Origin of the sequence: Streptosporangium pseudovulgare (genome assembly GCF_014648055.1) — a bacterium.
Classification (GTDB): domain Bacteria; phylum Actinomycetota; class Actinomycetes; order Streptosporangiales; family Streptosporangiaceae; genus Streptosporangium; species Streptosporangium pseudovulgare.
Window position 1 is genome coordinate 84,753 of sequence record NZ_BMQJ01000005.1, and the last position, 22,845, is coordinate 107,597.

At 73.1% G+C, this 22,845-nt stretch carries 24 protein-coding genes; 13 read left to right on the plus strand and 11 right to left on the minus strand.

Annotated features, from left to right (window positions below):
• Positions 1 to 46: 46 nt before the first annotated feature.
• The gene (locus IEZ10_RS12190) at positions 47 to 1,078 is read right to left on the minus strand and encodes a glycosyltransferase family 2 protein (RefSeq protein ID WP_189246616.1); all 1,032 of its coding nucleotides are present in this window, start codon (positions 1,076 to 1,078) and stop codon (positions 47 to 49) included.
• Between the two features lie 71 nt (positions 1,079 to 1,149).
• Between IEZ10_RS12190 and IEZ10_RS12195 the strand changes: the two genes are divergently transcribed.
• Together IEZ10_RS12195 and IEZ10_RS12200 are read left to right on the plus strand one after the other, a co-directional pair.
• Positions 1,150 to 2,703: an LCP family protein gene (locus IEZ10_RS12195; protein ID WP_189246617.1), complete on the plus strand. Its 1,554-nt coding sequence runs from the start codon at positions 1,150 to 1,152 to the stop codon at positions 2,701 to 2,703.
• 56 nt (positions 2,704 to 2,759) lie between these two features.
• A complete protein-coding gene (locus IEZ10_RS12200) occupies positions 2,760 to 3,119 on the plus strand; it encodes an STAS domain-containing protein (RefSeq protein WP_229811196.1) in 360 nt (119 codons plus the stop codon).
• Between the two features lie 110 nt (positions 3,120 to 3,229).
• Here the strand turns inward: IEZ10_RS12200 and IEZ10_RS12205 are convergent, their stop codons facing one another.
• A complete protein-coding gene (locus tag IEZ10_RS12205; protein ID WP_189246619.1) occupies positions 3,230 to 4,213 on the minus strand; it encodes an ArsR/SmtB family transcription factor in 984 nt (327 codons plus the stop codon).
• A 304-nt stretch (positions 4,214 to 4,517) separates the two neighbouring features.
• On the opposite strand from IEZ10_RS12205, the gene IEZ10_RS12210 reads away from it, so the two are divergent.
• Positions 4,518 to 5,246 (plus strand): helix-turn-helix domain-containing protein, encoded by a 729-nt coding sequence (locus IEZ10_RS12210; RefSeq protein WP_189246620.1) that lies wholly within the window; start codon positions 4,518 to 4,520, stop codon positions 5,244 to 5,246.
• Between the two features lie 119 nt (positions 5,247 to 5,365).
• Here the strand turns inward: IEZ10_RS12210 and IEZ10_RS12215 are convergent, their stop codons facing one another.
• Positions 5,366 to 5,710, minus strand: a complete 345-nt coding sequence (locus tag IEZ10_RS12215; protein WP_189246621.1) for a hypothetical protein — start codon at positions 5,708 to 5,710, stop codon at positions 5,366 to 5,368.
• Positions 5,711 to 6,075: 365 nt separating this feature from the next.
• Between IEZ10_RS12215 and IEZ10_RS12220 the strand changes: the two genes are divergently transcribed.
• The 4 genes from IEZ10_RS12220 (at position 6,076) to IEZ10_RS12235 (ending at position 10,314) form a co-directional block, all read left to right on the plus strand.
• On the plus strand, positions 6,076 to 7,242 hold the full coding sequence (locus IEZ10_RS12220) for a TetR family transcriptional regulator (protein WP_189246622.1): 1,167 nt from the start codon (positions 6,076 to 6,078) through the stop codon (positions 7,240 to 7,242).
• Entirely contained in the window at positions 7,239 to 7,856 is a 618-nt protein-coding gene (locus IEZ10_RS12225) for a transcriptional regulator (RefSeq protein ID WP_189246623.1), read from the plus strand. Before IEZ10_RS12220 ends, IEZ10_RS12225 begins: the two co-directional genes overlap by 4 nt.
• Positions 7,853 to 9,484 carry a pyruvate, phosphate dikinase gene (locus IEZ10_RS12230; protein ID WP_189246624.1) on the plus strand — a complete coding sequence of 544 codons (1,632 nt, stop codon included), beginning with the start codon at positions 7,853 to 7,855 and terminating at the stop codon, positions 9,482 to 9,484. The genes IEZ10_RS12225 and IEZ10_RS12230 overlap by 4 nt, the downstream gene beginning before the upstream one ends.
• A gap of 362 nt (positions 9,485 to 9,846) precedes the next feature.
• The gene (locus tag IEZ10_RS12235; protein WP_189246625.1) at positions 9,847 to 10,314 is read left to right on the plus strand and encodes a hypothetical protein; all 468 of its coding nucleotides are present in this window, start codon (positions 9,847 to 9,849) and stop codon (positions 10,312 to 10,314) included.
• A 296-nt stretch (positions 10,315 to 10,610) separates the two neighbouring features.
• Here the strand turns inward: IEZ10_RS12235 and IEZ10_RS12240 are convergent, their stop codons facing one another.
• On the minus strand, positions 10,611 to 11,774 hold the full coding sequence (locus tag IEZ10_RS12240) for an acyl-CoA dehydrogenase family protein (RefSeq protein WP_189246626.1): 1,164 nt from the start codon (positions 11,772 to 11,774) through the stop codon (positions 10,611 to 10,613).
• A gap of 147 nt (positions 11,775 to 11,921) precedes the next feature.
• Between IEZ10_RS12240 and IEZ10_RS12245 the strand changes: the two genes are divergently transcribed.
• Positions 11,922 to 13,241 carry a UDP-glucose dehydrogenase family protein gene (locus IEZ10_RS12245; protein ID WP_189246627.1) on the plus strand — a complete coding sequence of 440 codons (1,320 nt, stop codon included), beginning with the start codon at positions 11,922 to 11,924 and terminating at the stop codon, positions 13,239 to 13,241.
• A 160-nt stretch (positions 13,242 to 13,401) separates the two neighbouring features.
• Here the strand turns inward: IEZ10_RS12245 and IEZ10_RS12250 are convergent, their stop codons facing one another.
• On the minus strand, positions 13,402 to 13,710 hold the full coding sequence (locus IEZ10_RS12250) for an antitoxin (RefSeq protein WP_189246628.1): 309 nt from the start codon (positions 13,708 to 13,710) through the stop codon (positions 13,402 to 13,404).
• Between the two features lie 216 nt (positions 13,711 to 13,926).
• Between IEZ10_RS12250 and IEZ10_RS12255 the strand changes: the two genes are divergently transcribed.
• The gene (locus IEZ10_RS12255; RefSeq protein WP_189246868.1) at positions 13,927 to 14,085 is read left to right on the plus strand and encodes a hypothetical protein; all 159 of its coding nucleotides are present in this window, start codon (positions 13,927 to 13,929) and stop codon (positions 14,083 to 14,085) included.
• Between the two features lie 153 nt (positions 14,086 to 14,238).
• On the opposite strand, the gene IEZ10_RS12260 is transcribed toward IEZ10_RS12255, so the two are convergent.
• On the minus strand, positions 14,239 to 14,928 hold the full coding sequence (locus IEZ10_RS12260; RefSeq protein ID WP_189246629.1) for a hypothetical protein: 690 nt from the start codon (positions 14,926 to 14,928) through the stop codon (positions 14,239 to 14,241).
• 284 nt (positions 14,929 to 15,212) lie between these two features.
• On the opposite strand from IEZ10_RS12260, the gene IEZ10_RS12265 reads away from it, so the two are divergent.
• The gene (locus IEZ10_RS12265) at positions 15,213 to 16,031 is read left to right on the plus strand and encodes an alpha/beta fold hydrolase (protein ID WP_189246630.1); all 819 of its coding nucleotides are present in this window, start codon (positions 15,213 to 15,215) and stop codon (positions 16,029 to 16,031) included.
• Positions 16,032 to 16,197: 166 nt separating this feature from the next.
• On the opposite strand, the gene IEZ10_RS12270 is transcribed toward IEZ10_RS12265, so the two are convergent.
• Positions 16,198 to 16,431 carry a DUF397 domain-containing protein gene (locus IEZ10_RS12270; protein ID WP_189246631.1) on the minus strand — a complete coding sequence of 78 codons (234 nt, stop codon included), beginning with the start codon at positions 16,429 to 16,431 and terminating at the stop codon, positions 16,198 to 16,200.
• A 606-nt stretch (positions 16,432 to 17,037) separates the two neighbouring features.
• Here IEZ10_RS12270 and IEZ10_RS12275 point away from each other — a divergent pair.
• Both IEZ10_RS12275 and IEZ10_RS12280 read left to right on the plus strand, forming a co-directional pair.
• Positions 17,038 to 17,592 carry a hypothetical protein gene (locus IEZ10_RS12275; protein WP_189246632.1) on the plus strand — a complete coding sequence of 185 codons (555 nt, stop codon included), beginning with the start codon at positions 17,038 to 17,040 and terminating at the stop codon, positions 17,590 to 17,592.
• Positions 17,593 to 18,014: 422 nt separating this feature from the next.
• Positions 18,015 to 18,176: a hypothetical protein gene (locus IEZ10_RS12280; RefSeq protein WP_189246633.1), complete on the plus strand. Its 162-nt coding sequence runs from the start codon at positions 18,015 to 18,017 to the stop codon at positions 18,174 to 18,176.
• Between the two features lie 184 nt (positions 18,177 to 18,360).
• Here the strand turns inward: IEZ10_RS12280 and IEZ10_RS39910 are convergent, their stop codons facing one another.
• The 3 genes from IEZ10_RS39910 to IEZ10_RS12290 all read right to left on the minus strand — a co-directional run bounded on the left by IEZ10_RS39910 (position 18,361) and on the right by IEZ10_RS12290 (position 20,536).
• Positions 18,361 to 18,486, minus strand: coding sequence for a hypothetical protein (locus IEZ10_RS39910; protein WP_268246301.1), 126 nt, complete (start codon positions 18,484 to 18,486; stop codon positions 18,361 to 18,363).
• A 291-nt stretch (positions 18,487 to 18,777) separates the two neighbouring features.
• Entirely contained in the window at positions 18,778 to 19,281 is a 504-nt protein-coding gene (gene purE, locus IEZ10_RS12285) for a 5-(carboxyamino)imidazole ribonucleotide mutase (protein ID WP_189246634.1), read from the minus strand.
• A gap of 97 nt (positions 19,282 to 19,378) precedes the next feature.
• A complete protein-coding gene (locus IEZ10_RS12290; protein ID WP_268246302.1) occupies positions 19,379 to 20,536 on the minus strand; it encodes a 5-(carboxyamino)imidazole ribonucleotide synthase in 1,158 nt (385 codons plus the stop codon).
• Between the two features lie 452 nt (positions 20,537 to 20,988).
• On the opposite strand from IEZ10_RS12290, the gene IEZ10_RS12295 reads away from it, so the two are divergent.
• Positions 20,989 to 21,468, plus strand: coding sequence for a GtrA family protein (locus IEZ10_RS12295; RefSeq protein WP_189246635.1), 480 nt, complete (start codon positions 20,989 to 20,991; stop codon positions 21,466 to 21,468).
• Between the two features lie 99 nt (positions 21,469 to 21,567).
• Here IEZ10_RS12295 and IEZ10_RS12300 read toward each other — a convergent pair whose 3' ends face one another.
• Complete coding sequence (locus IEZ10_RS12300; RefSeq protein ID WP_189246636.1) at positions 21,568 to 22,842, minus strand: ATP-binding protein; 1,275 nt, start codon at positions 22,840 to 22,842, stop codon at positions 21,568 to 21,570.
• Positions 22,843 to 22,845: the final 3 nt, after the last annotated feature.

Genomic DNA, 22,845 nt, shown 5'->3' on the forward strand with positions numbered 1-22,845 from the left:
GGTCGTTCAGCCGGACGCCGCGCCGTTCAGCCGGACGCCGCGCCGTTCAGCCGGACGCCGCGCCGGGCCTGCTCAGCCGCCGGGGGCTCGTCAGGAACCCCCAGCCCCACGACATGTGCATGGTGGCGTAGACGAGGGGCAGCCGCAGGCGCGCGCCCGACGGCAGGCCGCTGCCGGTCACGGCCGACCCGGCCAGGATCGCCAGCGCGTACCCTCCGGGGACCAGCAGGCCGGGCCAGAAGAACGGGGACACGACGAAACCCGCGATGATGGCCGCCACCGCCACCGGGGGCGCGAGGTAGCGCAGGTTGATGGTGCCCTCGTGGGTCCTGGCCACCACCCTGCGCCAGCGGCCGTAGTGGAAGTACTGCTTGGCGAGGGCCTTGACCGTCGGCCTGGGCCGGTAGGAGACCCGCATCCGGGGCTGGAACCACACCAGGCCGCCCGTCTCGCGGATGCGGTGGTTCATCTCCCAGTCCTGGGCGCGCTGGAAGTGCTCGTCGTAGCCGCCGACCCGCTCCAGGGCCTCGCGGCGGAAGACCCCGAGGTAGACCGTGTCGGCCGGGCCCGCGGTGCCGCCGGTGTGGAACCGGGCGCCGCCGACGCCGATCTTGGACGTCATGGCGCGGGCCACGGCCTGCTCGAACGGCGTGACGCCCTCGGCGGCCATGACGCCGCCGACGTTGTCGGCGCCGGTCTCCTCCAGGGTCTCCACGGCCACCCTGAGGTAGTCGTCGGGGAGCATGGCGTGACCGTCCACCCGCGCGACGATGCCGTGGCGGGAGGCGGCGATGGCGGCGTTGAGGGCGTTGGGAGTGCGGCCGGTCGGGTTCGGCACCACGACGACCCGGGGGTCCTCGGCGGCGATCGCGTCGGCGACCTCCTGCGTGCGGTCCCTGGACGGGCCGATGGCGAGCACGACCTCGATCGGGCCTGCGTACCGCTGCGACAGGACCTGCCGCACGGCCTCCCGCAGGTGGCGCTCCTCGTTCAGCACCGGGATGACGACGGAGATGGGGGGCCAGACACGTGTCTCGGGGGACGACGCCGGCGCGGGCGAGTCGGGAAACTGCTTCATGGCGTGGCTCACGCTACTGTACGGAGCGGTACCTCATCGACCCAGCCGAGCCGGAGCCTAGGGGGCCATGGATGCGCGACCCGGAAGACGACGACTCGGGTGTGCAGATCGGCGGCGACGCCTACGGCAAGGTACGGCTGGCCCCCCGGCGTGAGCGCAGGCCGGCAGGGAGGGCGCGGTCCCGGCGGCGCGGACTGCTCGTCGCGGGCGCGCTGTCGTCCCTGGTGCTGGGCGGCTCGGGGGTGATGTGGGCGCTGCCGAACTACGCGGCCGGCAAGATCCAGGCGGTCGACGCGGGGGTGGCGGGGTCGCGGCCCACCGGCGCGATGAACATCCTCGTCGTCGGCGTGGACCGGCGCGACGACCTCTCCAGGGAGAAGCAGAACGCGCTGAAGCTGGGCCGCGAGTCCGGGCAGCGCACCGACACCATGATGGTGGTCCACCTGTCGGAGGACCACGGCAGCGCGACCGTGGTCAGCCTTCCCCGCGACACCTGGACGACGATCCCCGGCAAGGGCGACCACAAGATCAACGCGGCGTACCAGCTCGGCGGCCCGAAGCTCGCCGTACGCGCGGTGCAGGCCGTGACCGGGCTGACGATCAACCACTACGTCGAGGTCAACGTGCTCGGCTTCATCGACGTGGTGGACGCGCTCGGCGGTGTCTCGGTCTGCACGCCGGTTCCGATCAACGATCCCAAGACCGGGCTGAACCTCCAGCCGGGGACGTACCCGCTGAACGGCGTCAAGGCCCTCGCCTACGCCCGCACCCGGGCCACGGCCCGCTCCGACCTCGACCGGATCGACCGTCAGCAGCAGGTGGTCTCGGCCCTGCTGCACCAGGCGCTCAGCGGCGGCACGCTGACCAACCCGGCCAGGCTCGTCTCGTTCGTCGACAGCACCCTCGGCACGCTCCGGGTGGACGACGCGCTCCGCGGGGACCTGCTCGGCCTGGCCCAGCAGATCAAGGGCGTCTCCACCGACGACGTCGCCTTCGCCACCGTCCCGCTCGCCGACGTCGACTACAGGACCCCGACGGGCGAGTCGGCCGTGCTGTGGGACAAGGACGCGGCCAGGGAGCTGTTCCGCCGGATCGCCGCCGACGAGCCGCTCGTCAGGCCCTCGAAGCCCGCCTCCCCCGCCGCGTCCGCCCCGGCGACGGCCTCCCCTTCGCCCTCCCCCTCGTCCACGGCCGGCGCGCTGACCGTGCCGCCCTCGCGGATCTCCGTCAAGGTGCTCAACGGCACCACGACCACCGGCCTCGGCGCGCGGGTCAGGGGCGATTTGCGGCAGGCCGGCTTCATGGTCCCCGAGGCCGCCGGCAACACCCCGGAGAAGGACCACGACGGGACGGTGGTCCGGTACGGCCCCGGCCGCGAGGACTCGGCCCGGACCGTGGCCGCCGCCCTGCACGGGGCCGAGACGCGCCCGGTGGACACCCTCGGCGACCGGATCGAGGTCGTCGTCGGCCGGCGGTACCCGGGGGTCCGGAAGGTCACCGTCGACGAGGCCGCGGCGCCGTCGGCCACCTCGTCCGCCGCGCCGTCCGCGGGACCGTCCGCGGCGCCCGCGCCCAGCGCCACCCCGACGGCCAGGACGGCGACGGAGAACATCTGTAAAAAGTAATTTCTCCACATGAAAACCACCGCCCCGGGCAGAAACCACGCACGGAGGTGATGACCGTGGTTCTTTCGAATCCGACGTTCGAGGTGGAGAGCTGGCACCAGGGCCCGTGCGCGGTGGTGCGGGCGGCGGGCGAGCTGGACATGGCGGTCGCACCCCGGCTGCGAGCCGAGGTGGACCGCGTCCTGGACGCCCCCGGCCGTCCCTGCCTGGTGATGGATCTGACGCAGGTGCCGTTCTGCGACTCCGTGGGCCTGGGTGTCCTGGTGAACGCGCTCGCCCGGGTCAGGGACGCCCAGGGCCGTCTGATCCTGGTGGTGGGCCCGGGAATGATCACACATCTTCTGACGATCACCAATCTGGATCGTTACTTCGAGACCCGTTCCTCTCTGCGGGAGGCCTACGAGGCCGCCGCCTGACCGTTCCGGCCGGACCGGTCGCCGGGTGGCGTTCCCGGCCCGGCCGGTCAGGCGGCCCTCTCGGGGGCTTTGGGACCCCGGGGGCTTTGGGACCTCGGCGGCTCAGCGGCTCAGCGGCCGGAACCGTGGCGGGCCGGACCGCCGCGCAGCAGGGCCTCCCCGAGCGGGGTCAGCGTGTGCAGCACGGCGCTGCCCGTCCGCACCGTCGAGACGAGCCCGGCGTTGCGCAGGACCGCCGCGTGCTGGCTGGCGGAGGCGGGTGAGACGCCGGTCCGCTCGGCCAGCGCCGTGGTGGTGGCGGGCCTGCGCAGGGCGGCGAGCACGGCGGCCCGGGTACGGCCGAGCAGCGGCCCCAGGACGGCCGAGGCGCCGTCCGGCCGCTCCTCCGGGGCCATGGGGTACACCAGGGCGACGGTCCCGCCGGGCCGATAGCCCACCACAGGAGCGGACGCGAAGTACGACGGGACCAGCGTCAGCCCGCGCCCGCACAGCGGGATGTCGTGGGTGCCGGCCGTACCGACGTGCAGGGTCGGCGGCTCCCACCGGCAGGCGACGCCGAGGGTGGCGAGGAGGGCGTCGACGCCGCCCCGCATCAGCGCCTCGGCGCGGAGCGCGCGGTCGGCCGCGGCGGCCGACCGGATCCGCGGCCACAGCGGCTCCACCGACGCGGTGAAGTAGTCGTCCAGTTCGCTGACGAGGGTCCGCCGCGCCGCCGCGCCGCCGTCGGCGAGCTCCCGGTACCACCCGGAGACCTCCCGGGAGGGGGTCAGATGGCTCAGATCGACGGCGAGCTCGGCGCCGGGCGTCCGCCTGATCCGCTCGATGCCCGCGGAGAAGTCACCGGCGTCCGGCTGGCACAGGAAGGCCGGCATCGCCGCGTCGCAGGAGACGAGGTCGAGGAGTCTGCCGACGCGGGCCCCCTGACCGGTGACCATCTCCCTGTTCCATTCGAGGACGGCGGGCCGGGACCAGCCCGTGCCGCCCGGCGCGCCACGGAGCCGGCGCAGGCTCAGGCCGATCTCCAGCAGCGCGTCCGGGGCCGGGGCGAGCGTGACCCTGCGCAGGTCCGTCTCGGTGAAGTGCAGGCGGATCATGCCGGTTACCTCCCGTCCGGAACCCCTTTTCGACCAGAGCTGAAAGGCGTTGCCTCCCGCGGCCGCCCGAATGATGCTCTGGAGGCGTGCCCGGAGCACGTGCCAGGCCGGGGCCCGGGGTGCACGCCGGGACACCGCGGCGACCGGCAGGAGGAGATCATGCGCCTCGACGATACCGGGCCGGACGGCTTCCGGAAGGGGATCGCTCCCCCGCCCCGGAGGCCGTCCGGCCCGGCGGCTTCGGGGCCCGGGAGCCGGGACGCACCGGTCCCGGTGGACTTCGCGATCACTCGACGGGGAAGAGATGACGCTTTCTCACACGCTCCGGCTGGATGACCTTCCAGCCCGCAACCGTTTCGACGCCTGGCGGGAGGCCGACGGGCGGTCGGTGGTCTCGGTGGAGACGTCCAGCCCCGAGGCCGACGGCCTGATCCTGCGGTTCCCCCACGGGGCGCTGCCGCTTTCCCGCGCGGAGGTCGAGCGCCTCCTGGCGCGGAGGCTGCCCGGTCATGAGGGCGTCGGCGCGCTCCTCGCCGACCTCCTGCGGGACCATTCCGCGCAGCGCGCCTCCCATGTCCCCGGCGTGGACGCACGGGTCGTCACCGCCGTCCTCGACCTGCTCGCGGCTCTCCTGACCCAGGAGCCGGGCGCGGACCGGCCCCCGGCGGACACCTCCCACGCGAGCACGGTCGCGCGCGTCCAGGCGTTCATCGAGCACAGGCTGGCCGACCCCGGTCTCTCCCCCGCGCTCGTCGCCGCCGAACACCACGTCTCCGTCCGCCACCTGCAGAAGCTCTTCGAGGAGCAGGGGCTGAGCGTGGCCGACTGGATCCGGCGGCGCCGGCTCGAACGCTGCCGCCGCGACCTCGCCGACCCCGCGCGGAACGACCTGCCGGTCCGCGCCGTCGCCGCCCGGTGGGGCTTCACCAGCGAGTCGCACTTCAACCGGGCGTTCCGCGCGGCGTACGGCGCACCGCCCGCGACCTACCGCCGCCGCCTGCGGGAGTCGGGAGACCCTCGAACCACCACCTGACGAAACGACTGCCGGGCGCGCCGCCGGCCCTCGGGGAGGGGCCCGGCGGCACGCCCGGCGGTCGTCGGCGGATCACAGCGGACTCGGCCTCTTCGACGTCGCTCCCACCGGCGCGGCCGTCACTGGCACCACGACGCCTTGAGCCGGGAGACGAAGAGCTCCGTCACCTTGGGCTCCAGCTGCAGCTGGATGGTCTGCCAGTCGCAGAAGTAGATCTTCTTGCCGCTGCTGACCTTCACGTACCCGGACCACCCGCCCGCGTAGAGGTGGTCGCCGTAGGAGTTCAGGCCGTAGCTGCCCCAGTTGTTGTAGGTCTTCACGCAGATGCTGGTACCGCACTCGTAGTAGTACTTCAGGTCGGTGCTCGCCGCCTGCGACGCGGAGGCCGACCCGGGGGTGAGGGCGATCCCGGCCGCCATACCCGCCGCCGCGATCATGGTCATCAGCTTCGCCATACGCCTCATGAACATGCCTCCCTGTTTGTCACAGCACTTCGGCCTGACCCATTCCGGTTCACGGCTTTCGGGTCCAGGCGATGGTGACACGGGCGAGATCCCGCAATGTTGCCTCTCCGCGAACGATGTCTTGCACATCCGCGCATCCCGGGAGCGGGCCGCCCCTGCGCCGGTCGCCCGGAACGGCGCCGCCGTGACCGCGGTGGCCTCGCCGTACAAGGTCGCGGCGGCTCCGTACGTGCAGGACCTGCACCACCGCGCGGTGCCCGGCAGGCACCGCGCGGCGCGCGGACCCCGACCCTTCCCATTGGGATGTTCACATAATCTGGATTCAGTGAGTATCCTGATGCCGTGATGACGGGTGAGGAGTGGTGATGGCGCGGTTGACCCGGGCGCAACAGCAGGAGCGCACCCGCGCGGCGGTGCTGGCCGCGGCGGGGCGCGAGTTCGCCGAGCACGGATACGCCGGGGCGAAGGTGGACCGGATCGCCGAGCGGGCCGAGATGACCCGCGGCGCGGTGTACTCGAACTTCCCGACCAAGCGCGCGCTGTACCTGGCGGTACTGGCCGACCTGGTCGAACGCTCCGCCGACGAGGCCGGCCAGACCGACGGGACCGATGTAATCACCGGAACCGCCGGGACCGCCGGGGCCGCCGGGCAGGCCCCGCGTCCGTCGCCGGGCTCGGTGGCCGGGGCGCTGGGCTCCTTCGCCCGGGCCTGGCTCGAACGGCTGCCGCTGACCGGCGACTCACCGGCCGACGGCCACCTGCGGCTGCGCTCGCTGACCGGCGTGCTCGACGACGAACCGGCCCGGACCGCGCTGGCCCAGACCGCCCGGCTGGAGGCGTTGCTGCTCGCCCTCGCACTGGAGTCGTACCCGCCGCCGAGCGTCCGGCGGGTACGGCTGGCCGAGCTGGTGCTGACGTTGCTGAACGGCTCGGCGGGCCTGGCCGAGACCGCGCCCGGGTTCGGCGACCCGTTCGACGTGGTGCGCGCCTGCGACCATCTGGCCGGGATCGACCTGGCGGACGCCTGGGACCCGCCGCACCTGCCCTACGTCTCCCCGGCGCGCCCCTGCGACGACCCCTGGGCACCGCCGGCCGGGATGTCCGACCGGATCACCGGCCGCCGGATCGACCTCGGCGACGACGGCGTGATCGCGGTCCTGGGGGCCGGGCGGCTGGCCGCGGCGGAGGAGGCCGTCCGCGGCGCCCTCCCGGGCGACCGGGTGACGGTGGTCGTCGTGACGGGCGACCCGGCCGAGATCGGCCGTCTGGTACGGCTCAGGGTCGACGACCTCACCGCGTGCCTGCGGCGCGTGTTCGCCCCCGGCGCGTGGCCGCCCCTCCGCCTGGTGCTCGACGATCGCGCCCTGGTCGCCACGGCCCTCGGTCTGCCGGGCGTCGGCGACGCGACCGAGACCGCCGTGCGGGTCAGGGACGGCAGGATCGTCGCCCGGGCCGACGGCCGGGGCGCGGCCCACGCCGCGGCGGCCGCCGGTGCTCCGGACGCCACGCGACACGGCGGGCCCGGGGCATGACGGCCTCTCCGACCGGTGACGACCTGCTGGTGCTCCACGCCCTCCGCTGCGCCGGGTTCACCGACCTGGCCAGGGTGGCCGCGGTGACGGGACTCGGCGAGTCCGACGCCGAGTCCGAGCTCATCACCCTCGCCACCGCGGGCCACGTCACGTACACGGCGGGCGTCTTCGGCGGGTGGGGCCTCACCGAGGCCGGCCGGGCCGCCGACGCCCGGCGGATCACCGAGGAGCTGGAGGCGGCCGGCGCCCGGACCGCCGTGGCCGGCGCGTACGAACGCTTCCTCGTCCTCAACCCGGAGCTGCTCGACATCTGCGGGGCCTGGCAGCTGCGCCCCGTCGGCGGGGCGACGACGGTGAACGACCACACCGACCCCGCCTACGACGCCCGGGTTCTCGGCCGGCTCGCCGACCTCGACCGGCGTGCCCAGGCGGTCTGCGCGGACCTGTCCGCGGCGCTGCCGCGATTCGGGCGGTACCGCATCCGCCTCGCCGACGCGCTCGCGCGGGCGGCTTCGGGCGACCTCGACTACGTGACGGACGACATGGCGTCGTACCACACGGTGTGGTTCCAGCTCCACGAGGACCTGCTCGCCACCCTGGGCATCCCCCGATGAGGTGGATCCACCCGCTCTCGCCGGACACCGGGGAGACGGCCGACGTCATCGGCGGCAAGGCGTACGGCCTCGTCCTGCTGCGGCGGCTCGGGCTGCCCGTGCCGCCGGGGTTCGTCATCGGCACCGACGCGTGCCGCGCCTTCCTCCGTGACGGGCGACTGCCCGACGGCCTCGACGACGAGCTCGCGGTCGCCGTCGCCGCCCTCGAAGAGACCACGGATCGCAGGCTCGGCGGGCCGGGGAGACCACTGGCGGTGTCCGTCCGCTCCGGCGCGCGCGAGTCGATGCCCGGCATGATGACCACGATCCTCAATCTCGGCCTCACCGCCGCGGCCACGGCGGCGCTGGAGACGGAGACGGAGACGGACGACACCCGGTTCGCGCTCGACGCGCGGCTGAGGTTCCTGTACGGCTTCGCCACCGCGACCACGGACCTGACCGCGGAGGCCCTCGACGCCGTCGTGAACGAGGCGACCGGCCACGATCCCGGCGACGCCCGGCGCCTGTCCCGTGCGATCCACGAGGTCGAGGCCGCCATCGGGCGGCGCGCCGGCCGGCCCGTTCCGGACGACGCGGCCGAGCAGCTCAGGCTGGCCGTCGCGGCGGTCTTCTCCTCGTGGGACACGCCGCGCGCGACCACCTACCGCGAGCTGCACGCCATCCCGCACGACCTCGGCACGGCCGTGATCGTGCAGGCGATGGTGTTCGGGAACCGCGACGACCGCAGCGGCACCGGTGTCGCGTTCAGCCGCGACCCCAACACCGGCGAACCCGTCCCGTTCGGCGAGGTCCTCTTCGGCCGCCAGGGTGAGGACGTGGTCTCGGGCAGATCGTCGACCCTCCCCCTGCGCGACCTGGCCGACCGGGAGCCGGAGGTGTGGACCGCCCTTCTGGACGCCCTGGACCGCGTGGAGGCGCACCACCGCGACACGTGCTACCTGGAGTTCACCTTCGAGGCCGGTGAGCTGTGGCTCCTGCAGGCCCGGCCGGGCCGGTTCACCGGCGCCGCCGCCGTCCGTCTCGCGACCGATCTCGCCGACGAGGGCGTGATCGGACGCCACGAGGCGCTGCTCAGGGTCTCCCCCCACGATCTCCGGCACGCCCGCACCCGCCGCCTGGCCGCGACCGGCGGGGCCGGCGTCCTCGCCCGCGGGCTGGGGGCCTGTCCGGGCGTCGTGGCCGGCCGCGTGGCGACCACCGCGGACGGTGCGGTCCGGATGGCCGCGGAGGGCCCCGTCATCCTCGTGCGGCCGGAGACCTCACCGCTCGACATGCGCGGCATCGCCGTCGCCGCCGGGATCGTCACCGCCCGCGGCGGCCCGGCCAGCCACGCCGCGATCGTCGCTCGGACGATGGGCAAACCGGCCGTCGTGGGTGTCGCGGGCCTCACCGTCACCGGCGCCTCCGTGCGGGCCGGCGGGCAGGTGCTCCCCGAGGGGACGCTCATCTCCATCGACGGGACCGGCGGCGAGGTCGTCCTCGGCAGCCCGTCCGTCACCACGGCCGCGACCGACCCCCATCTGCTCCGCCTGCTCGAATGGGCCGACGAGGTCTCGGGCGACACCTCCGGCCGCCCCGCCGACCAGCGCCTCCACGCGGCCCACGCCGCCCTCCGGCGGCACCCCTGACGCGGCCGAGGAGGATCCGACGGGTCTCGGGCTGAACAGGCTCCGGGCGCCGGGCGAGCGGCCGCGCCGCCGTGGACGACCGGTCCGAACATGACGAACCCCGCCGCCCGGACCGCGGCGGCGGGGTCCACACACATGCCGGCGGCTGCTTCAGCAGTCGGCGGGCCGTCACCATGCGCTGGATCTGGCTGGTGCCCTCGTAGATCCGGGTGTTCTCCGACGCATGATCAGGCCATTTGCGAAAATAGCTCGATCATGGTGATGAGCAGCGGTTACGCTTGCGGGCGTCTCACGTCGATTCACGCTGCTTTCGGTACTCCCACAGAACAGCGACGGAACAGAGCAGAAGCTTGGAGGCGCCCGTGGCGATGCCCCGGAAGGGCTCACGGCTCATCAACGTCGACGGCGCCGCCTTCCGCTGGAGGATCCGGCGCAGGCCCGCCCACTGGCGGGACGAAAACCGGAGTCCCCTCACCGTCACCATCGAGCGGGCCGAGGAGCCGGGGTGTGTTCTCGTGGTGTCGCTCCCCTGCGCCCGGCCGGACAACTGGCGCGGGGAACGGACGATCGCGGTCCGCCCCGCCCTCGTCGCCGGATGCATCCGGCGAGCCATCGAACAGGGATGGAACCCCGGGCGACCGGGCTCGGCATTCACCCTCACCGTCACCGAGGACGAGCTGACCGTGCTCCTGGGCGAACCGCCTCAGTACATGGTCCCCTTCCTCTGGGGCATGATCCCTGAAGGCGGAGGCATCAGGGACCTCCCTCGATGCACCGAGATCTGGAGCCGGGACGGACAGAGCACCGGTCGGGCACCTTCTGATCCGTAGCCGGTTCGAGATCGTCCACACGTCAGGCGGTAACCGGGGGGGGCGGCGTCCGGAGGCCGCCGAGGAGGGCGTCGCGCAGGACGGTCATGACGTCGAGGCCGTGTTCGAGTGCGGTGGACAGGTAACCGCGTACGGCGCACCGGTGCTCGGCAGCCTTCTCCGAGCGGAGCCCCCCGGCATTTCCACGGACTGCCGGCACCACCCCGATCCGGACTTCTCACGGAACAAGAGCTGGATCACGAGACGGGAAACCCCGCCTCCGGCAACCGGAAGGCGGGGTCTTCGCTGGTCAACAGCTACTTCAGGAGCTGCCGGGCCATCACCATGCGCTGGATCTGGTTGGTGCCCTCGTAGATCTGGGTGATCTTGGCGTCGCGCATCATGCGCTCCACCGGGTAGTCGCTGGTGTAGCCGTACCCGCCGAGGAGCTGAACGGCGTCGGTGGTGATCTCCATGGCCGCGTCGGAGGCGGCGCACTTGGCGGCACTGGAGAAGAACGTCAGATCGGCCTGCGGCTCGCCGTGCATGGCCAGCTCGGACTTGGCGGCGGCGGCGTAGGTGAGCTGCCGGGCGGCCTCCAGCTTCATCGCCATGTCGGCGAGCATGAACTGCACGCCCTGGAAGTCGGCGATGGCCTTGCCGAACTGCTTGCGCTCCTTGACGTAGCCGATCGCGTAGTCGAGGGCGCCCTGGGCGATGCCCAGCGCCTGGGCGGCGATCGTGACGCGGGTGTGGTCGAGCGTGGCCAGGGCGGTCTTGAAACCGGTGCCCGGAGCGCCGATCATGCGGGACGCCGGGATGCGGACGTCCTCCAGGATGACCTGGCGGGTCGGGGAGCCCTTGATGCCGAGCTTCTTCTCCTTGGGCCCGAAGCTGACGCCCTCGTCGCTCTTCTCCACCACGAACGCGGAGATGCCGCGGGCCCCCGCGCCCGGCTCGGTCACGGCCATCACCGTGTAGTACTCCGACACCCCGGCGTTGGTGATCCACATCTTGGCGCCGTTGAGCACGTAGTGGTCGCCGTCGGCCACCGCGCGGGTCTTCATCGAGGCGGCGTCGCTGCCCGCCTCGGCCTCCGACAGGGCGTAGGAGAACATCGCCTCACCGCGCGCGACCGGCGCGAGGTAGCGCTGCTTGAGCTCCTCCGACGCCGACAGCAGCAGCGGTACGGTGCCCAGCTTGTTGACCGCGGGGATCAGCGAGGACGACGCGCAGGCCCGCGCCACCTCCTCGATGACGATCACGGCCGCCAGGGCGTCGCCCCCCGCCCCGCCGTACTCCTCGGGAACGTGGATGGCCTGCAGGTCCGCGGCGACCAGCGCCTTGTAGACGTCCCAGGGGAACTCCCCCGTCTCGTCGGCCTCGGCCGCACGGGGGGCGATCTTCTCGTCGGCGAGGGCGCGGACGGTCTCCCTGAGCATCTGGTGCTCTTCGGGCAGGGCGTAGAGAGGGAAGCTCATGGGCAAATAGTAGGACGTCCAACAATGCGTGGACCGATCCATCCCATGTGAGATGCATCGCTGCCCGTTTATGCAGGTGGCAAAGTGGTCTCCTAGGATGCCGATACTCTGACGGCACAGAATCGGGCAGAACCGAAAGGAACGCCAGTGGCCTACCGCCTCACGATGGTGGGAACCGGATACCTGGGTGCGACGACGTCCGCGTGCATGGCGGAACTGGGCTTCGAAGTCCTCGGCGTCGACGTCGACGCCGAGAAGATCGCTCGGCTGCAGGCCGGGGATCTGCCCATCCACGAGCCCGGCCTGGAGGAGATCCTGCGGCGCAACCTCGCCGCGGGCAGGCTGCGCTTCACCACCTCCTTCGAGGAGGCCGCCGCCTTCGGTGACGTGCACTTCCTGTGCGTCGGCACCCCCCAGAAAGCCGGCGAGTACGGAGCCGACGTCTCCTACCTCGACGCCGCGATCGAGGCCCTGGCCCCGCACCTGCAACGCGAGTGCCTGGTCGTCGGCAAGTCCACCGTCCCGGTGGGCACCGCCCAGCGCCTGGCCGACAAGCTGGTCCGGCTGGCGCCCATCGGCGCCGGGGCCGAGCTGGCGTGGAACCCGGAGTTCCTGCGCGAGGGCTACGCCGTCCAGGACACCCTGCAGCCCGACCGGATCGTGCTGGGCGTGGCCTCCGACAAGGCCGAGAAGGTCATGCGGGAGGTGTACGCCTCGATGCTGGAGGCCGGCACCCCGATGGTGATCACCGACTATCCGACCGCCGAGCTGGTCAAGGTGGCCGCCAACGCCTTCCTCGCCACCAAGATCTCCTTCATCAACGCGATGGCGGAGGTCTGCGAGGCCGCGCACGCCGACGTCAAGCAGCTCTCGCAGGCGCTGTCCTACGACGACCGCATCGGCGGCAAGTTCCTCAACGCCGGCCTGGGCTTCGGCGGCGGCTGCCTGCCCAAGGACATCCGCGCCTTCATGGCCCGCGCGGGCGAGCTCGGCGCCGACCAGGCGCTGACCTTCCTGCGCGAGGTGGACGCGATCAACATGCGCCGCCGGGCCCGCATGGTCGACCTCGCCCGCGAGCTGGCCGGCGGCTCCTTCCGGGGCTGCTCGCTGACCGTGCTGGGCGCCGCGTTCAAGCCCAACTCCGACGACATCCGCGACTCGCCCGCGCTCGACGTCGCCGTCAAGATCAGCGAGCAGGGCGGCCGGGTCACCGTCTACGACCCCGTCGCCCAGGAGAACGCCCGCCGGGCCCACCCGCACCTGTCGTACGGCGAGTCCGCGCTGGAGGCCGCCCGCGGCGCCCACGTCGTGCTGCTGCTCACCGAGTGGCGGGAGTTCATCGAGCTCGACCCCGAGGCGCTGGGCTCCGTCGTGGCCTCCCGCAAGATGGTGGACGGCCGCAACGCCCTCGACGCCGAGGTCTGGCGCAACGCCGGCTGGCACTACCGCGCCCTCGGCCGCCCGTAGCGGCAGCCCGCCGACCGGAGGCGACGCTCGCCGGGCAGGACGCCGTGGCCCCATCGGTGCGATCACTGCCGCCGTCACGGCGTATCAGCACGGCTGCACGTCCTGACCGCCCGGGGTGAGGTTCCGCGGACGGGACCTCACCCCGGGCGGTCAGGCGGCGTCAGCCTCCCTGGACGCGCCCCTCGGGGCCCGCGTCGTTCCGGCCGCCCTGGGGCTCGGCCTCGGGGCCGGCGTCACCGCGGGGGTCCACGGGTTCGGTGCCGCCCCGGGGGTCGGCCTCGGGGCCCGCGTCACCGCCGCCGTAGCGTCGCTGAACGGCGTCGACGCCCTTGCCGATCTGCTCGTCGTACCTGTGGCCGGTCCGCTCGCCGGCGAACTCCTCACCCCGGTCGAGCACCTGGTCGGCCTGGTCCGGATGCTCCCTGGCGAGGTCCTCGGCCTTCTTCGCCCAGTCTCCGATCCCGCTCATGACGACCCCTCCCTCTCGTCCTGTACGGCCGTGCTCAAGCCGGGCCCTACCCGCCTCCGGCGACGAAACACTCCGCCTCCGGCACGGCTCGCCTCGTGTACCGGGGTGTCCCGCGGGTCTCACCGTCCACCACGCGATCACCAGCCGGGTGCGCGTGGGGCCGCGACGGTCTTTCATGAGCGTGAGAGCGGTTCCCAGCCGTCATCACCGCTCAACGTGAGCGATTGCTATCGCAAGCTGGGCGATGTCGATCGCGCCCGTGAACACCTCCGGCAGGCGCGCGCCACGATCGGCGCGCTCGGCGACGACGAGTACGGGCGGCTCATCAAAGACGGCCTGGAGCGGCTGGCCGAAGAGCTGGGTGACACCACCTGACCGCGCCCCGGCGAACTCCCCGCACCCGCCGTCGATCTTCTTCGTGGGCGCCTTGAGGCGGAATGCCCGCTCTCACGGTCTCCGGCACGGGTCGCCCCGCCCGCCTCGCGTACGGCGCCGGCCGGCTCCGCGCATCCGCCGGAGCCGCACACGTCACGGCGACTCCACGCCCACCGTCGCGGGCCGGTGCCGCCGCGCGCCGAGGAAACGGACGATGACGAAGCCGACGGCAGCGGCAGCCGCCGTCCACACGATCGCCTGTCCCATGGCCTCGATCCGCTCGTTCCTGCCAGGTGGGAGCACGACCATCTGTACGGCGGCGCCGACCGGCACGGTCAGCCTCGCCAGCAGGCCGGCCACTCCCGGCCGCCTGGCGCAGGCGCCCACGACCCCTAGTGGCGCGCCGAAGAGGACGCTGGTGACCCACCACACGAGGGGTTCGGATTCGTACCAGGAGGACAGTGGCCCACCGCCCCGGACGGTGTCCACGAAACTGTAGGCCGCCGTGGCCGCGAGGAGGGCCAGGGCGCCGGCGGCGGCCGGGACCGTCATCCCGGAACGACCGTCGTCGGCGCGCGCGACCAGCCAGCCCATGAGGACCGCGAACCCCGCCCACGCCCAGCCGGAGTCCACCAGCACGCTCACGATCTCCAGCGCCGACATCCCACCGGTGGTGGCGGCCCGGCTTTCGAGATCCGCGTAGTGATCGGAGACGGCGTTGGTCAGGGAGGTCGCCGCACCGAAGCCCGCTCCGGCCGCCAGGGCACCCGCCAGGATCTTCGCGAGGCGTGCCGTACCCGGTCGGTCCCGCCGCCGATGGCTGTCTCGGTGGTCTTCAGTCACGGGTGCCTTTCTACCGCACTCGTCACGAGCCGCGAGGCGGCCGGCCTGACGGCCTCGCCGTACGGCCGGCCGAAGGAGCGGTCGAGCCGACTGAAGGGCGACGGGGGAATTGCCGATGGGTGACTGATTCGGCGGGATACCGGTCTTCCGTAACGTTCTGAGCCACGGGGACGAACACGGCGCCCCCGGGAGTGTTCCGGACGGCGGCGACGAGCGCGCCCCCGGAGCGTTCCGACGGCGGGGCGAGCGCGTCCCCCGACACCCCGGCCAGTGAGGAGACCGACATGCCGTACTTCGAGACCGCCGACGGCACCCGCCTGTCGTACGAGGACTACGGCGCCGGCGCGCCGATCGTGTTCGTTTCGAGCTGGGCGCTGAGCGGCGACATGTGGGAGTACCAGGTGCCGTTCTTCGCCGAGCGGGGGTACCGCTGCGTGCTTCTCGACCGGCGGGGCCACGGCCGCTCCGACCGCCCCTCGACCGGGTACGACACCGACACCCGGGCCGACGACCTCGCCGCCCTGATCGAGCACCTCGACCTGCGGGAGGTCACGCTGGTGGGGCACTCGGCCGGCGGCGGTGAGATCGCCCGCTACCTGGCCCGGCACGGTGAGGACCGCGTCGCGCGTGTGGCGTTCGTCGCGGCGGTCCTGCCGTTCCTGAAGCTGACCGACGACAACCCCGGCGGCGTCCCCGAGGCGCTGAGCGAGGCCGCGGTGGCCCAGTTCCGGAAGGACCGGCCCAAGTGGTTCGCCGACCGGGCGCAGGGCTTCTTCGCCACCCACCTGGGCAACGACGTCTCCCCCGCCCTGATCGACCTCACGATGCGGCAGTGCCTGGAGGCGTCCCCCTGGGCCACGACCGCCGTCTGGCGGGAGATGTTCTCCGCCGACCACCGGGACGCGCTGCGCGCGATGACCGTCCCGACGCTGATCGTCCACGGCGCCGCCGACCAGTCGGCCCGCGTCGAGCTGACCGGCCGGCGTACGGCGGAGCTCATGCCGAACGCCGTCTACAAGGAGTACCCGACCGCGGGCCACGGTCTGTACGTGACGCACAAGGATCAGCTCAACGCCGACATCCTGGAGCTGATCAAGGGCTGACCGGGTTCCGCCCGGCCTTCGTCCCGGCTCGGCCGGCGGCCCCGCCCGCCGTACGGACCGGCCACGGTACGGAGGGCCGGTCGCGGGCCGTACGGAAGGTCACCCGTGCCCGCGAAGGCAGGAGGGTCCCACCTCGGTGGGGCCCTCCTTCGGCGTTCCGGGCGGGTCAGTCGTCGAACTCGCCGAGCTTCACGCCGCCCACGAAGGCGTCCCACTCCGCGCGGGTGAAGAACAGCTTCGGCCCGTCAGGGTCCCTGGAGTCGCGCAGCACGTAAAGGGGGCCGAGGTCGGCCTTGTGACCGGTGGCCGGGGCGTCCACCACCGCCACCTCGACGCATTCGCCGCCGTCGTCCCCGGAGGTCGCCCTCCGCCAGACGGCGCCGCTCAGATCCGCCTCCATGTCACACCGCCTTCGCCGTGGGCCCGGCCGCCCGCCCGGGGCGCTCCTCGGTATCCCGGCCAGTATCCGGGCCGTCTCCCTCGCCCGCAACGGCTTGCCGTGAATCTTCCGTACGCCGGGGACAGGGTGGAACGACCAGCCCCGGGATGGCCCGTCGGGACCACGCCCGAACGCTTTGCGGCCAATCTCTCACGCAAAGTAATCAACTCGTGCCACGCTGTGAAGCGCAGTTCGACGAGCGACCGGAAGGACGGCGAGCATGCCCGAAATGGCTGACCGAGCCTTCCGATCATGAACCGCCCGCGCCGCCGGGTTCCGGGTGATGGCGGCGGCGCGGGTCACGGCCCGGGAGGGCACGGCGCGGACGACCGTCGGCCACCCCTTCCGGAGAAGCGGGTGACTCCGCTCCCTCACCGGAGGAGGGAGGGGGCGGAGTCACCCCCATGCGTCCTGCCGGGTGCCCTCCACCACCGCCCGGCCGGACCGTCCCCGATGGAGTCCCCCACCCAGCGGAGATCCACCCGGCGACGTGCCCCGTCCACGCGCCCCCGAGACGGGCGGCGGCACGCGAACCCGACGCCCATCCCTTTCCGCACGGAGAAGATCATGACCATCATCACCGACGACGCCCCGGCCGCGACGGCCGCGGCGCCCCGTCCCGGAGCCGCGGTCCATCGGGGGGACGCTCCGGATTCGCACGTCCACGACGGTCCGGAGACCACGCCGGCCCCCGGCCTCCCCGGAACGGCCCTCGCGCCCGGCGACCCGGACGGCCCGGGCGACCCGGAGGCGACGCCCGCCCCCGGCGACCTGGGAACGGCGGGCGCCCCGAGGACCGGGCCCGGCCTCGACCCCACGGGCGACCTGGAGGCGCTGGCCGAGTTCCTGGAGCGGCGGGGGCTGCTCGGCCGGGTCCGTGTGGCCTACCGCCGTCCTCCCCAGCCGGTGAGGACCGATCCCGAACTGCGCGCCCTCACCGAAGAGGTCCGCGCCGCATCCCGTGAAGAAAGCTGGTGGCAGCAATGGTCCTGGACAGAACCGATCGCGCCGGCAGACGAGGCGAGCACCGCCGCCGAGCCGACCTCCGCCGAGGCGATCCGCCCTCTCCTGCCCGCGCAGCGGCGGGACGAGGACAGCTCACGGACGCCGCGGTCGCGGTAGGCGACCCCCGCCCGGACCGGGCGGCCCGCCCCGGCCCGTCCGGCGCTCCCGGGACTCCGGTGGCCCCCAGGAAAACAGGGGCCCCGAGGGGCAGCGGTCCGGACGGTCCCGTCCGCGTTCCCGGCGCGGACGGCGCCCCCGGCGGTCCTGGCGGCCCCGGCGCAGGTGAGATCTCCGGCGGCCCCGGCGCTCCCAGCGGTCCCGGGGCGGGCGGCGTCTTCGACGGCCCCGGCGCGGACGGCGTTCCCGGCGCTCCCAACGGTCCTGGCGATTCCGGCGGTCCTGGCGCTTCCGGCGGTCCCGGTGCGGACGGCGCCGGTCATGGCGCCGGAGCCGGGCATCGTTCCGGAGCCGGTGTCGCGTCCCCGGGGCCCGACCCGGACGATCTGGCCCGCGCGCTGCAGGCCAGCCGCCCCGGATGGGTGGTCCTCTGGCGTCCCTGGGCCCGCTCGTTCTGGGCGTTCCCCTGCTGGATCACCGACGACCCCCGGCCCGTCGAGGCGAGGCGGGCCGGTGACCTGCTTTCCCTGATGGCGGAGACCGAGGCCGCCGACGCCGCTCACCGGCGGGAACCCACCGGCTAGCAGCATGTGAGGGACGGCCGGCCAGGGGAAGCGGCCGGAACCGTCCGGCTCGTGTGCCCCGCCGCCCGGACACCGCACCGGCGTCGCGGGACGGCCGTCGCCGTCCCCTCCGGACGTCCTCCCGTGCTTTCCTGACGTTCCTCCGGCTCCACGGGCGGCCGGACGCATTCCGGAAACGGGCGGCTCAGCGGGTGGACACGGACCGCTTCTCCGCACCGGCGTCTTGGGAGTGGTCTCCCGCTCCCAGGCTTCCGAAGACCGCCGTCACCGCCACGGTGAGCCCGAGGGCGGCGCGTATCGCGTTCCGCATGATTCTCACCTCCAGAGCATGGAGGTCTGTCTCTTCCCTGGATGCGATCGGCTATCCCCGGCGCTACCGAGATATCGCTGCATCCGCACCATATTGCGCCTTTTTGCGGCCTTCCAATCTTGGTGCCGGCCGATTCTCCCGCCTCGAAGCCGGCCGGCTCGGCACGCCCCGGGAACTCATGAGCCGGCCGGCTCGGCACGCGCCGGCACCCCGGAGCCGCCCGTCCCGCGCACGTTCAGGTCCCGCCCGCCGGGACCGGATCACCCGGGGTGAACCGCCCGCCCGGCGCGCTCAGGCCCCCAGGTCGGCGGCCTCCGCGCGGAGCCTGGCGCCCTTGGCGTGGGCCTGCTCCTTCAGCGTCACCTGGAACGCCTCCATCCTGACCCGCAGCTCCTCATCGGCGGCGGCGAGGATCCGTACGGCCAGCAGCCCCGCGTTGCGGGCGCCGCCGATGGCGACGGTCGCCACCGGCACCCCGGCGGGCATCTGGACGATCGACAGCAGGGAGTCCATGCCGTCGAGGTACTTCAGCGGGACGGGCACGCCGATCACCGGAAGGGGGGTGACCGAGGCGAGCATCCCGGGCAGGTGGGCGGCTCCCCCGGCGCCCGCGATGATCACCTTCAGTCCGCGCCCGGCGGCCTCCGCGCCGTAGGAGATCATCTCCTCGGGCATGCGGTGCGCGGAGACCACGTCGGCCTCGAACGCCACCCCGAACTCGGCCAGCGCCTCGGCGGCGGCCTTCATCACCGGCCAGTCGGAGTCGCTGCCCATGACGATGCCGACGTCGGCCATGCCTTCTCCTCGCGATCTCATGTTCTCGTGGTCTCGTGGCTTCAACGGTCTCGCCGTCTCGCGGACCGCGCCGTGGGGCTCTCGGTGCCGTGGACGCTCAGGTGTAGACGCCCTCGGAGAGGTAGACGGCGGCGTGCCTGGCCCGGGCCCGGACCTCGTCGAGGTCGGTGCCGAGGGCCGTGACGTGGCCGATCTTTCGGCCGGGCCGTACCTCTTTGCCGTAGAAGTGGACCTTGATCCCCGGATCGTGGGCCATCACGTGCTCGTAGCGGGAGAAGACGTCCGGGTCGTCGCCGCCCAGGAGGTTGGCCATCACCACGACGGGGGCCGCCATCGAGGGCGAGCCGAGGGGAAGGTCGAGCACGGCGCGCAGGTGCTGCTCGAACTGGGAGGTGCGGGCGCCGTCGATGGTCCAGTGGCCGCTGTTGTGCGGGCGCATGGCCAGCTCGTTCACCACGAGCCCGGAGGGGGTGGCGAACATCTCGACGGCCAGCAGCCCGGTCACGCCCAGCTCGTGGGCGATGTTCAGGGCGATCCGCTGGGCCACCGCGGCCTGTTCGGGGTCGAGGCCCGGCGCGGGGGCGAGCACCTCCACGCAGATGCCGTCGCGCTGGACGGTCTCCACCACCGGATAGCTGACGCCCTGGCCGTGCGGGGACCGGGCGACGAGGACGGCCAGCTCGCGCTCGAACGACACGAACGCCTCCGCCATCAGCGGCACCCCGGAGGCCAGCACCTCGGCGGCCTCCTCGGCGGACCGGCAGACCCAGACGCCGCGGCCGTCGTAGCCGCCGCGGACCGCCTTCAGCACGACCGGCCAGCCGTGCTCGGCGCCGAACGCCTCGACGTCGGCGGCGGTCTCGATCCGCCGCCAGGGCGGGCAGGGGGCGCCGATCGCGGTCAGCCGCTCGCGCATCACGGCCTTGTCCTGGGCGTGCACCAGCGCGTCGGCGCCGGGGTGCACGGCGAGGCCGTCGGCGGCCAGCGCGCGGACGTGCTCGGTGGGGACGTGCTCGTGGTCGAAGGTGACGGCGTCGCACCCCTTGGCGAAGTCGCGCAGGTCGGCCAGCTCGCGGTAGTCGCCCAGGCGTACGTCGGAGATCACCCGGGCGGCGCTCTCGCCGGGGCTGCCGGCCAGCACCCGCAGCTCCACTCCGAGGGCGATCGCCGCCTGCTGGGTCATCCGGGCCAGCTGACCGGCCCCGATCATGCCGACGACGGGACCGAGGGAACGTGCGGAGGAAGGGCTGCTCACGTCGGTCGAGTTTACCGGCCCGGTACGGCCGACCGCCGCGAGCCCCGGAGCGCGGGGCCCGGCCCGGGTCCGGACCCCTGACGCCGGGCGCGCGGGGCCCGGCCCGGACGCGAGCCCCGGACGCCCGGCGCGGGGTCCGGTTCCGGGGCGGGACCCGGCCGCCGAGGCCGTCCGGGCGGCCTGCCACGCGACGTCCCCGGACCGGTTCCGCCCGTGCCGGCCATGGAAAAAGATGATCATGTATGTCCGGCGGCCCTCGATCGGAGTAACGTGATTTTGACTGATTTATCCGACTTATCCCGCTATTTCGTGGAATGTGTTAACCGACCACTGACGCCCCCACCGATCCACCGGGACGCGGAACGGGCAGGTATCCCGGTACCCTGACAGCGCAAGTGTCCGGGGTCCCCGAGCGGCGGGTCCTCAGCCGACCGAAAGGACCAGGCAAAGACGTGGAGTTTCTACGACGCGCCTACCTGCGGTTCGCCGACCTGGCGAAAGAACTGGCGAAGTTCGGGACCATCGGGGGGATCGCCTTCCTCATCGACACCGGCGGCTTCAACCTCGTCCAGTACGGCCTGCACCAGGGCCCGCTGACCTCCAAGGTGGCCTCCACGGTCGTGGCGACCACCTTCGCCTACTTCGGCAACCGCTACTGGACCTACCGCCACCACGAGCAGAGCGGCCTGGCCCGGGAGTACTTCCTGTTCTTCCTGCTCAACGCCGTCGCCCTGCTGATCGGCCTGCTCTGCCTCGGCTTCACCCACTACACCCTGAAGCTGACCGACCCGCTGAGCATGAACCTCGCCAACCTCGTCGGCATCGGCCTGGGCACGCTGTTCCGCTTCTGGTCCTACAAGAAGTGGGTCTTCCTGGCGGCCACCGAAGAGGTGCCGAAGGAACTGCCCGACGACATCACGCGGGCCCGCTGACGCCCGTCTCCCCGCGCCCGGCGTCCGCCTCGTCCGCCTCATCCGCCCGGAGCCGGCCCCGCACGCCCGGAATCCGTCCCGCGCCGGCCGTTCCCGGCCTCACGCGGGCCCGCTGACCACCCGGTTCCTCGGCGTCTCGGCCTTGCGCAGGAACAGCGCGAACACCGCGGGGCGGGGCCGTACGAGCTCCAGGCGGCCGCCGTCGGCGGCGGCCAGCGCGCGGGCCAGGGTCAGCCCCAGGCCGGTGCCGCCCTTGCCGCTGACGTTCCGCTCGAACACCCGGCCGGCGAGGTCGTCGGCGATGCCCTCCCCCTCGTCGGCCACCTCGACCACGACGGAGGTGTCCTTCTCGCTGGTGGTCACCGTCACCGTGCCGTCGCCGTGCCGCAGCGAGTTCTCCAGCAGCGTGGAGATCACCTGGCTGATGCCGCCGCTGGTGGCCAGGGGGCGCAGGCCGCGCGTGCCCTCCAGCCGGATGTCCCGCCCCATCCGGCGGAACGCCGGACCCCACTCGGTGAGCTGCTGCTCCAGTATCCGGTCGAGCTTGACGGCCTCGGCCTGGGCGTGCCGCTGACGCCGGGCCGCGGCGAGCAGCTCGTCGATCACGGCGGTGAGCCGCTCGGCCTGCACGATCGCGGCCTCACCCTCCTCCTTGACGACCGACGGGTCGTGCGCGGCGGCGACGATCTCCTCCAGCCGCATGGTCAGGCCGGTGAGCGGGGTGCGGAGCTGGTGGGAGGCGTCGGTGGCGAACTCGCGTTCCCTGGCCAGCAGGTCGGAGATGCGGGTGGCGCTGCGGTCGAGCACCTCGGCCACCCGGTCGAGCTCCTGGATCCCGTAGCGGTGCTTGCTCGGCCGGGCGTCCCCCGAGCCGAGCCGCTCAGCGATCATCGCCAGGTCGCTGAGCGGAAGCGTCAGGCGGCGCGACTGCACGATGGCGAGCCCGACCGCCACCGCGAGCGCGGCCGTGGCCAGCCCGAGGATGAGCAGCAGCCACGCCCGGACCTCCCGCGCCACCGCGGTGCGGTCCCGGGTGACCGCGACGTACACCCCGTTCTCCGACTGGGCGTCCTCGGTCATCTTGCGACTGTCCGAGGGCTCGGTTCCCACCGTCGTCACCTGCGGCGGCGTGCCCTTGACGTAGATCTGGATGTACCGGTCGGGATACTTGCGCGCCAGCTGCACGGGATCGATGGGCTGGTCCTGCAGCCGGGCGTACTCGACCTCGTTCAGCAGGCTCTTGGCCTGCGAGACGAGACCCTGGGTCGCCTCTTCCTCGATCAGCCGGTTCACGGCCACGCCGAGCGGGATGCCGAGCAGCAGCACCGCGATGACCGCGACGAGCAGGGTGGAGGAGAGGAGCCGGCGGCGCATCCC